Source organism: Frankia sp. CcCS3, from assembly GCF_977927575.1.
Window position 1 is genome coordinate 1 of the sequence record NZ_CDWRCL010000176.1, and the last position, 8,727, is coordinate 8,727.

Sequence of the window (8,727 nt, forward strand, 5' to 3'; positions counted from 1 at the left end):
CCCAAACAGGCCCTAGTAGATGGCGAAGAGCAGCGCGATGTAGTGGCAGGTCGCGGCGACGAGGGTGAAGGCATGGAACACCTCGTGGTAGCCGAAGATCGTGGGCACCGGGTCCGGTCGCCGGCAGGCGTAGACGACGGCGCCGAGGCTGTAGCAGACCCCCCCCACGAGCAGAAGGACCATCGAGGCGATCCCGGCCCGGTGGGCGAGCTCCGGGATCACGAAGACGGCCACCCAGCCGAGCGCGATGTAGAGCGGCACGGTCAGGTACCGCGGCGAGTGCAGCCACAGCATCCGGATGGCGACGCCGAGTCCTGCCCCTCCCCACACCACCGCCAGGACCACCCGAGCGGTCGTCGGCGGCATCGCAATCAGGGCGAAAGGGGTGTAAGTGCCGGCGATGAAAACAAAGATCATTGAATGGTCGAGGCGTTTCATGCGCGCCCGGGCGCGTGATGTCGACCACATCGTCCGGTGGTAGAGGGCGCTCGTTCCGAAGAGGGCCGCAATACTCAGGGCGTAAACTGCGATACCGAGCCGGGCACGCAGCGTGGTAGCCAGCGCCACCGCAATGACGCCTAGTGTCAGGCTGATCGGGAACGCGCCGGCATGTAGCCATCCCCGCATGCGCGGTCGCACCAGGTCACGCGGGTGCGAGGCGATGTCCGTCTGCGGAGGCCCGGCCGGCTGCTGTACGAGGGAAGCCACGCCGAGAACGATAACCCGAGGGTCAGTGCCGTCACGAAGCGGAGCCGGACGGCAGCAGTCGGTCCGTACCGGCGCGTGATGGATCCGACGCTTCTGCGCACTCGCTATCGCGCGACTGCGGACGGAACGCGCGGTACAGTCTAATGATCCTGAACGTGGCCTCGAACTCCCCCTATATTGTGGGTTTTGTCTGAACATCCACGAGTACGTTCGAGTTCTCAAGTGGGCACCTGCATATGGGAAGAGAGCGCGGCAGGTTCGACTCGACCGGAGGTGTGAGCTGTGACAACCGCGGCACAGGTTTCGGGGCTGGACGTGGCCCCCACGAGGCACGCCAGGCTAGTTGCCTGGGTGCGCGAGATTGCCGAACTCACTCAGCCGGACCGGGTTGAGTGGTGCGATGGATCAGACGCGGAGTTCGATCGGCTGACCTCCCTTCTGATCGAGCAGGGGACCCTGGTCCGGCTGAATGACGAGAAACGTCCGAACAGCTTTTACGCCGCCTCGGACCCGGGCGACGTGGCCCGCGTGGAGGACCGTACCTATATCTGCTCTGAGCAGGCGGAGGACGCCGGCCCGACCAACAACTGGCTCGACCCTGCTGAGATGCGGGTCACGCTCCGAGGCCTGTTCGCAGGGTGCATGCGGGGTCGGACGATGTACGTCGTCCCGTTCTGCATGGGCCCGCTCGGCTCGAGCATCTCGGCCCTCGGTGTCGAAATCACCGACTCGCCCTACGTCGTCATCTCCATGCGGACGATGACCCGGATGGGAACGCCCGCCCTCGAGCAGCTCGGAACGGACGGTTTCTTTGTCCCGGCCGTCCACTCCCTGGGCGCTCCGCTGGAACCCGGCCAGGCCGATGTCCCGTGGCCGTGCAATACGACGAAGTACATCACCCATTTCCCGGAAACCCGGGAGATCTGGTCCTACGGCTCAGGTTACGGCGGAAACGCACTACTTGGCAAGAAGTGCTATGCGTTGCGTATTGCGTCGGTCATGGCCCGCGACGAGGGCTGGCTCGCCGAGCACATGCTCATCCTCAAACTGACGTCTCCCGCTGGCAAGGTCCACTACATTGCCGCCGCATTTCCGTCGGCCTGTGGAAAGACCAATCTGGCGATGATCATCCCAACCCTGCCGGGCTGGCAGGCGGAGACCGTCGGTGACGACATCGCCTGGATGCGCTTCGGTGAGGACAGCCGGCTGTACGCGGTCAACCCGGAGGCCGGGTTCTTCGGGGTCGCCCCGGGGACCGGCGAGCAGACCAACCCCAACGCGGTCAGGACCCTCTGGGGCAACGTCGTCTACACCAACGTGGCCAGGACCGATGACGGTGACGTCTGGTGGGAGGGGCTGACCAAGCAGCCGCCGGCGCACCTCATCGACTGGAAGGGCCGCGACTGGACCCCCGAGTCCAGCGAGCCCGCCGCACACCCCAACGCCCGCTTCACCGTCCCGGCGGGCCAGTGCCCGACGATCGCCCCGGAGTGGGAGGATCCGCGCGGCGTGCCGATCTCGGCGATCCTGTTCGGCGGGCGCCGGGCGACCGCGGTGCCGCTGGTCACCGAGGCTCCCGACTGGCGGCGCGGGGTGTTCTTCGGCTCGATCGTCGCCTCCGAGACGACGGCGGCCCAGGCCGGAGCGATCGGCAAGCTGCGCCGGGACCCCTTCGCGATGCTGCCGTTCTGCGGCTACAACATGGCCGACTACTTCGCCCACTGGCTCGAGGTCGGGCAGAAGGCCGACCAGACGAAGCTCCCGCGGATCTACTACGTGAACTGGTTCCGTAAGAGCCCGGAGAGCAGGTTCCTGTGGCCGGGATTCGGCGACAACAGCCGTGTCCTCGCCTGGATCGTCGGTCGCCTGGAGGGCACGGCAGCCGGGGTGGAGACGCCGCTCGGCGTCCTGCCGACGAAGGACGCCCTACCCGCCGACGGCCTCGACATCGCCGAGGAGGACCTCGAGACCCTGCTCACGGTGGACGTCGAGGTGTGGAAGCAGGAGGCCCAGCTGATCCCCGAGCACTACCAGACGTTCGGGGAACGGCTTCCGGCCGCCCTGTGGACCGAGCACGAGGCGCTCGTCGAGCGGCTGAACAGCGGAGGCTGAGCGGCTGACGCCACCCAACCGCGGGCTCCGTTCGGGGACCGCACCGCTGGCACGGCACTTCGTGGCAGCACCTCGCAAGGCATCTGTGGCAACGCAAGCCATCCGTGGCACCACTTCGTGCGACACTCCCGAGCGGGCCGGCCTTCGGCCGACCCGCTCGGCGGGCTCCCGGCCCGTCCCGTGGCGACCGGTCGGCAGGGTTCGGCCCTCCTTCGCCGGCCCGGCGGCCAGCCGGCGGCGGACTCATTCGTAACTCTGCGTCGCGTCCGTTGTTCCGCCGTTGGCGGGCCGCGTTCCTACCGAGTGTCGTGCTACGGCTCACCTGAGCGGAGCACCACCCGATAATGACCACTCCGCGGATCCCTGCATGTTTGCCGGGGATCAATCCCTTCTCCGGATGAATTTCCGGGAATTCCCCAGTCGGTTGGCTGAATTTCCTCCGACCCGCCCGACGGTGCCAGTCGGCGCCCTCTTTCGGGCCTGGTCCGGTCCGGTCCGATCCGATCTCGATGACATGTCGAGACAACGAGTGTCCGATCATCGGCCCGCGGTGTTCCATAGCGTTCCGTCACGTTTTCCCCGCGGGCGCGCTTCAGGCCGTCACCTTTCGGTCGCCGCGTTTCGGGTGCCCCCTCCCATGTCGCCACGTTTCGGCCTGTCACGTTCTGGCCTGTCGCGTTTCGGCCCGCCGTGTCTCTGGCCGGCACGCCCGCGGTCACCCGGCTCTCGTCGGTCGCCGGGCTCGTGGATCCGGTGGCGGCCTGCGGCCGGTCGGTGCCCGTTGCCCCGGTTGGTGCCCGTTGCCGGAGTCAGCGCAGGTCCGGGGGCTTCTGAACCGGGCAGTGAGCGGTGACCTGGCTTCCTCGGGCGGACGCTCGTGGTCCGGTCTCCGACGGCGCCGCGCGCGGCGGTTGATGCTCCGCGTCATGATCCGGACGCAATGTGACCGATCGGGGTGCGACGGGAGCTCCGGGGTGCGAGACGTTTCCAGTTCTTAACGTAACGTGTTGTCGGAAGTGGGTCGCCATCATCGAGGGCTGCGGTTACCGTGGGATCGCTAGCGTCTCAAGCCGTGGTCCGGCATGGTGCCGGACCTCTCGGGAGGCCCCTCGGTGCCGCAAGCGCGACTACACCAGGAGGCCGGTGCCCGGCTCCTGCAGGGGTCGGTCCCGGACTACCTCCGAGTAAGCGGGTGGGCGTGTGCCACGAACGCATGTCGTCGACACAAGCGTGCTGCTTTCTGATCCTGGCGCGCTGCTGCGGTTCGCGGAGCACAATGTCGTGCTCCCCCTCGTTGTCATAGGGGAGCTGGAAGGTAAGAGGAACCACCCGGAACTGGGCTGGTTCGCCCGGGAGGCACTACGCATCCTGGACGATCTGCGCATCCGGCATGGTCGCCTCGATCAACCGCTCCCGCTGGACAACGGCGGGACGCTACGGGTGGAACTCAATCACACCGATGCGGCGGTGCTTCCACTGGGGTTCCGGGTCGACACGAACGACTCGCGGATCCTGTGCGTCGCGATGAACCTCGCCCGCGAGGGCGCCGACGTCGTACTGGTCACGAAGGATCTCCCGCTGCGGGTCAAGGCGTCGGTGCTGGGGCTGCCCGCCGAGGAGTACCAGGCGCTGTCCCCGGTGGACACCGGCTTCTCGGGGATGGCCGAGCTCACCGTCACCCAGGAGGACCTCGACCGGCTTTACTCCCGCGAGTACACCGAGATCCTGGAGGCCGCCGACCTGCCCTGCCACACCGGCCTGGTCCTCACCACCACCGGGGGGAGTGCCTCCGCGCTCGGCCGGGTGACCGCCGACAAGCAGGTCCGGCTCGTCCGCGGCGACCGCGACGCGTTCGGCCTGCACGGTCGCTCCGCCGAGCAGCGGGTGGCCCTCGACCTCCTGCTCGATCCGGATGTCGGGATCGTCTCCCTCGGCGGTCGAGCCGGCACCGGTAAGTCGGCGCTCGCCCTGTGCGCCGGGCTCGAAGCTGTGATGGAGCGCCGGGCGCACCGCCGGGTGGTGGTTTTCCGCCCGCTGTACGCCGTCGGTGGCCAGGAGCTCGGGTACCTCCCGGGCAGCGAGAACGAGAAGATGGCGCCCTGGGCCCAGGCGGTGTTCGACACCCTCGGTGCGCTCGTCTCCCCCGAGGTCATCGAGGAGATCGTGGATCGCGGGATGCTGGAGGTGCTGCCGCTCACGCACATCCGTGGCCGGTCCCTGCACGACGCGTTCGTGATCGTCGACGAGGCTCAGTCCCTGGAGCGCGGGGTGCTGCTGACCGTGCTGTCCAGGCTCGGGCAGGGGTCACGGGTGGTGCTCACGCACGACGTGGCCCAGCGCGACAACCTGAGGGTCGGCCGGCACGACGGGGTCGCCTCGGTGATCGAGACCCTGAAGGGCCACCCGTTGTTCGCGCACGTCACGCTCACCCGTTCCGAGCGATCGCCGATTGCGGCCCTGGTCACGACGATGCTGGAGGATCTCGTTCTCTGACGGGGTTCTCCCTGATCATCCAGCGAACTTTCGATGAATATCTGGAGAATATCTGGAGAGCGTCCGAGGGTCCCGGGCTGCGGGAACGTGTGGCCGCGGTGCGCGGTTGTGCGAGGAGACAACCACCGGAGGTGGCTTCCCATGTTCTTCGGTCGTCACAAGACGACACTGCCCACGCCCGAGCAGGCCCTTCCCGGCCGGGATCGGCCGGTGTTCGCGGGCGACGTCCCGCACACCGTGCTGGGGACCCCGCTCGCCGGCCCGTTCCCGGCGGGTCTGGAGACCGCCGTGTTCGGCCTCGGCTGCTTCTGGGGGGCCGAGCGCGCGTTCTGGAAGGTTCCCGGGGTGTACACCACCGCCGTCGGCTACGCCGGAGGGCACACCCCGCACCCCACTTACGAGGAGGTGTGTTCCGGGCTGACCGGGCACACCGAGGTCGTCCTTGTGGTGTACGACCCCGCGAAGGTCGGCTACGAGGAGCTGCTGCGCGTGTTCTGGGAAGGGCACGACCCGACCCAGGGCATGCGGCAGGGCAATGACGTGGGCACCCAGTACCGTTCGGCGATCTACACCACCACCGCCGGGCAGGCCGCCGCGGCGGCTGCCAGCCGCGAGGCGTTCCAGCAGGTGCTGACCGCCGCGGGCCTCGGGGCGATCACCACCGAGATCGCCCCGGCTGGTCCGTTCTACTACGCGGAGGAATACCACCAGCAGTACCTTTCCGACGCCAAGAACCCCGGCGGCTACTGCGGCCTGGGTGGCACCGGGCTGTCATGCCCGGTGGGGGTCGCCTCGGCCGGTTCTCCCCGCGCCGGGACGTCCGCGGAAGCCTCCAGCGCCGGCTGAGCGCGGCCAGCGGAGACGGGAGCGGGGGGAACCTCGCGGATGGGGGAGGGAGCGGGGGCCGTCGGCGCGGGGGCGCCGACGGCCGGTCCGGGGTACCGCGGGTCCTGCGGCAGATGTGGGATCAGTCCATCCGGCGGGTGGCGGTCAGGTACATGACTGGGGTGGTGTAGGTGATTGTGCCCTGGGTGTCGATCGCCTGCTGCCAGGCCTGGGCGTAGCGGTGGGCGAGGTTCTCGTCGAAGGTGGCGATGGTGTCGATGGGGCTGCGGGCGCCGGGGTGCGGCGGCCGGTTGAGGTAGCCGTCGACGGCGTCCCGGCTGGTTATGGTGCTGATGACCGTGTCGCGTTCGACCGTGACGCCCTCGAAGCCGGCGCTTCGGGCGTGGGTAACGGTGTCGGTCTCGTTGAACCGGCTCATCGTCCGGGCTGCCGGGGTCGCGTCGGCAAACAGGTCGCCGATCATTCGCAGCTCGTCGGCGGTGAGGGTGGACAGGTCGGCGTCGTGCCGACGGCGGGCGTTGATCGGCTCGAAGACGGACAGCAGGCCGCCCGGACGCAGCACCCGGGCCGCCTCCTCCAGCGCGGCGGGCAGATCCTCCAGGTAGATCAGAACCGAGCGGGCCACGACCGCATCGACACTGCCGTCCGGCAGGGGCAGGCTGGCGGCGTCGGCGACGACCCGTTCGGGGGCGCCGGCACCGTAGCCGGCGGGTCGGATCGCGTCCAACGCCTCGGCGGACCGGTCGATGGCGGTGACGGCGCCGTCCGGGCCGACCAGGGCCAGGGCGGCGAGGGTGAGCAGACCCGTGCCCGCACCGAGATCCAGCACATGATCGCCGGGTGAGATTTTCGCGCCAGCGAGAATCCGATCGCGAATCCCGTGGAGCTGGTCTTCCGCCGCCTGCCGTTCGACCGGCGACATCCCGGCGAACCGTTCGGCCGTCAGCCAATGCGCGGCCGGGTCACTCTTCCGCACGACCGCGATCACGCGACGGAGGTGAACACGAAGTTCGGGCCGACCGCGTTCGCCAGGGCGCTTTCCAGCTCGGCCAGGCCCTGATCCTTCTCGGCATGGTAGATCGCGTCGATGCGGTCGAGCTGCTTGTCCGACAGCAGGTCCTGCCCGCGCACGGTGTACTCGAAGAACAGCGCCTCGTCGGCGCGGAACAGTTCGGCCCGCTCGTCAAGGGCCGCCTTCCGGGCGGCGATCTCCTCGACGCCGAGCCGGCAGCCCTTGTGTTCCACCTGCTCGCCGAGCTTCGCCATCCGGATACGGCCCGCGACCAGCCGCTCATGGTACTCGCCCGAGAGTGTGAGCAGACCGCGGATCTGCTCGTCGGTCAGCCCGACCTCGGCATGGTGGGCGAGCATCCGGGTGAACAGCGCCCCGTTGGCAGCGATGCTCTCCGCCTTCACGTCGATCAGATAGCCCGGCTTGGTGAAGCATGCGTGGTTGCTGTTGCACATGATGATCCCTTCGGGTGGGTGAGGGCAGGGAGTGGGGAACCTCCCCGCCCGGGGCAGGCGCTCACGGAAGCGCCCCGGTGGCATTGGGTCGCCGCGGGCGGGGAGGGGATCGGGTGGGGCCGCCTCGGGGAAGGGACGGCCCCGGTCTCAGGGGCCGTTGACACGGCGAAGCGGAACGACTCGGTAGCCGGCGATGTCCGGCAAGGTCTGGGCGTGCTCGTCGGCGAGCCGGGCCGCCGGCCAGCCGATCAGGCTCTCCACCGGATTCCCGGCTCTGTCGAGCACGGAGATCGAGTAGTTCGCCGGTGTGTCCCGCCCGGGAATCCAGTTCGTTCCGGGCCGGCGGGTCGGCAGGGTCCGGGAGGGGGAGGATGCCCGCGAGCGGCGGGGCCCGCTCCCCCTCCCGGCATAGATGGCCGCCCTCCACTCGCCCGGCGATCCGCCGTCGATGGTCGGCGATCCGGCACGGGGGCGGCCACCCTCGGCGGCAGCGGTCAACAACCCGCAGGGAGAACCCGTCAGCGTCACGAATCCTCCCTGGCCTCCGGGTGCCGGCCGGCACATCCGCCGGTAAGGACATGACACACTGCGCACCAGATCTACGACAGAATGCTCACCTGATGCCCAGAGGTGGGACATCACCGCTCACCTCCAACGTCCGGCTGTCGGAGGGGAACCGCCGTGCACGCTGATGTCGACACGCTGAAGCAACAACTCGCCTCCCGGTTCCGGGAACTCCAGAATGAGTACCAGCTCTCCGGGGTGCAGTTGGAGAAGCGCACCACCTACTCTCGGAAGAACGTCGGCTGGATCCGCAACGCGGGGCCGCTGCCGGCAGGCCACGTCCTCGCAGCCCTGGACAAGGTCTTCGGAACCGGCAGCGAGCTGACCGATCTGGGAGAGCGAATCCGGGCCGCCCAAGCCGCACAACGACTCCGGGGCTTGGAGGAAGTTGCCGGGACGGGAACCGCCGTGGACGCTGAACAGCAGACGGCGGAAGAGGAGATGGTCACGACGGACAGGCGACAGGTCTTCGAGTTCGCCGCGGCAGGGCTCGTTGCAGCAGAGACCTACCGGCAGTGGACGACATCCGGACCGGAT

7 protein-coding genes and 1 pseudogene are annotated in these 8,727 nt (G+C 68.7%); 4 read left to right on the top strand and 4 right to left on the bottom strand.

All coding sequences use genetic code 11. The annotated features are described in order from the left end of the window. Positions 1–12 precede the first annotated feature (12 nt). Positions 13–708: a PAQR family membrane homeostasis protein TrhA gene (gene trhA / locus AC08OQ_RS14650; RefSeq protein ID WP_476598796.1), complete on the bottom strand. Its 696-nt coding sequence runs from the start codon at positions 706–708 to the stop codon at positions 13–15. Positions 709–990: 282 nt separating this feature from the next. Between trhA and AC08OQ_RS14655 the strand changes: the two genes are divergently transcribed. The 3 genes from AC08OQ_RS14655 to msrA all read left to right on the top strand — a co-directional run bounded on the left by AC08OQ_RS14655 (position 991) and on the right by msrA (position 6,159). Continuing rightward, the gene (locus tag AC08OQ_RS14655; protein WP_476598794.1) at positions 991–2,820 is read left to right on the top strand and encodes a phosphoenolpyruvate carboxykinase (GTP); all 1,830 of its coding nucleotides are present in this window, start codon (positions 991–993) and stop codon (positions 2,818–2,820) included. Positions 2,821–4,020: 1,200 nt separating this feature from the next. Beyond that, positions 4,021–5,313 carry a PhoH family protein gene (locus AC08OQ_RS14660; RefSeq protein ID WP_462187765.1) on the top strand — a complete coding sequence of 431 codons (1,293 nt, stop codon included), beginning with the start codon at positions 4,021–4,023 and terminating at the stop codon, positions 5,311–5,313. 141 nt (positions 5,314–5,454) lie between these two features. Continuing rightward, positions 5,455–6,159, top strand: a complete 705-nt coding sequence (msrA, locus tag AC08OQ_RS14665; protein ID WP_462187764.1) for a peptide-methionine (S)-S-oxide reductase MsrA — start codon at positions 5,455–5,457, stop codon at positions 6,157–6,159. A gap of 121 nt (positions 6,160–6,280) precedes the next feature. On the opposite strand, the gene AC08OQ_RS14670 is transcribed toward msrA, so the two are convergent. The 3 genes from AC08OQ_RS14670 to AC08OQ_RS14680 form a co-directional block, all read right to left on the bottom strand. Then, a complete protein-coding gene (locus AC08OQ_RS14670; protein WP_476598792.1) occupies positions 6,281–7,135 on the bottom strand; it encodes a methyltransferase domain-containing protein in 855 nt (284 codons plus the stop codon). A gap of 8 nt (positions 7,136–7,143) precedes the next feature. Next, the gene (locus AC08OQ_RS14675) at positions 7,144–7,626 is read right to left on the bottom strand and encodes a hypothetical protein (RefSeq protein ID WP_476598790.1); all 483 of its coding nucleotides are present in this window, start codon (positions 7,624–7,626) and stop codon (positions 7,144–7,146) included. Between the two features lie 147 nt (positions 7,627–7,773). After that, the gene (locus tag AC08OQ_RS14680; protein ID WP_476598788.1) at positions 7,774–8,154 is read right to left on the bottom strand and encodes a hypothetical protein; all 381 of its coding nucleotides are present in this window, start codon (positions 8,152–8,154) and stop codon (positions 7,774–7,776) included. A 153-nt stretch (positions 8,155–8,307) separates the two neighbouring features. On the opposite strand from AC08OQ_RS14680, the pseudogene AC08OQ_RS14685 reads away from it, so the two are divergent. Then, positions 8,308–8,727: pseudogene (locus AC08OQ_RS14685) on the top strand (hypothetical protein); the annotation flags it as partial.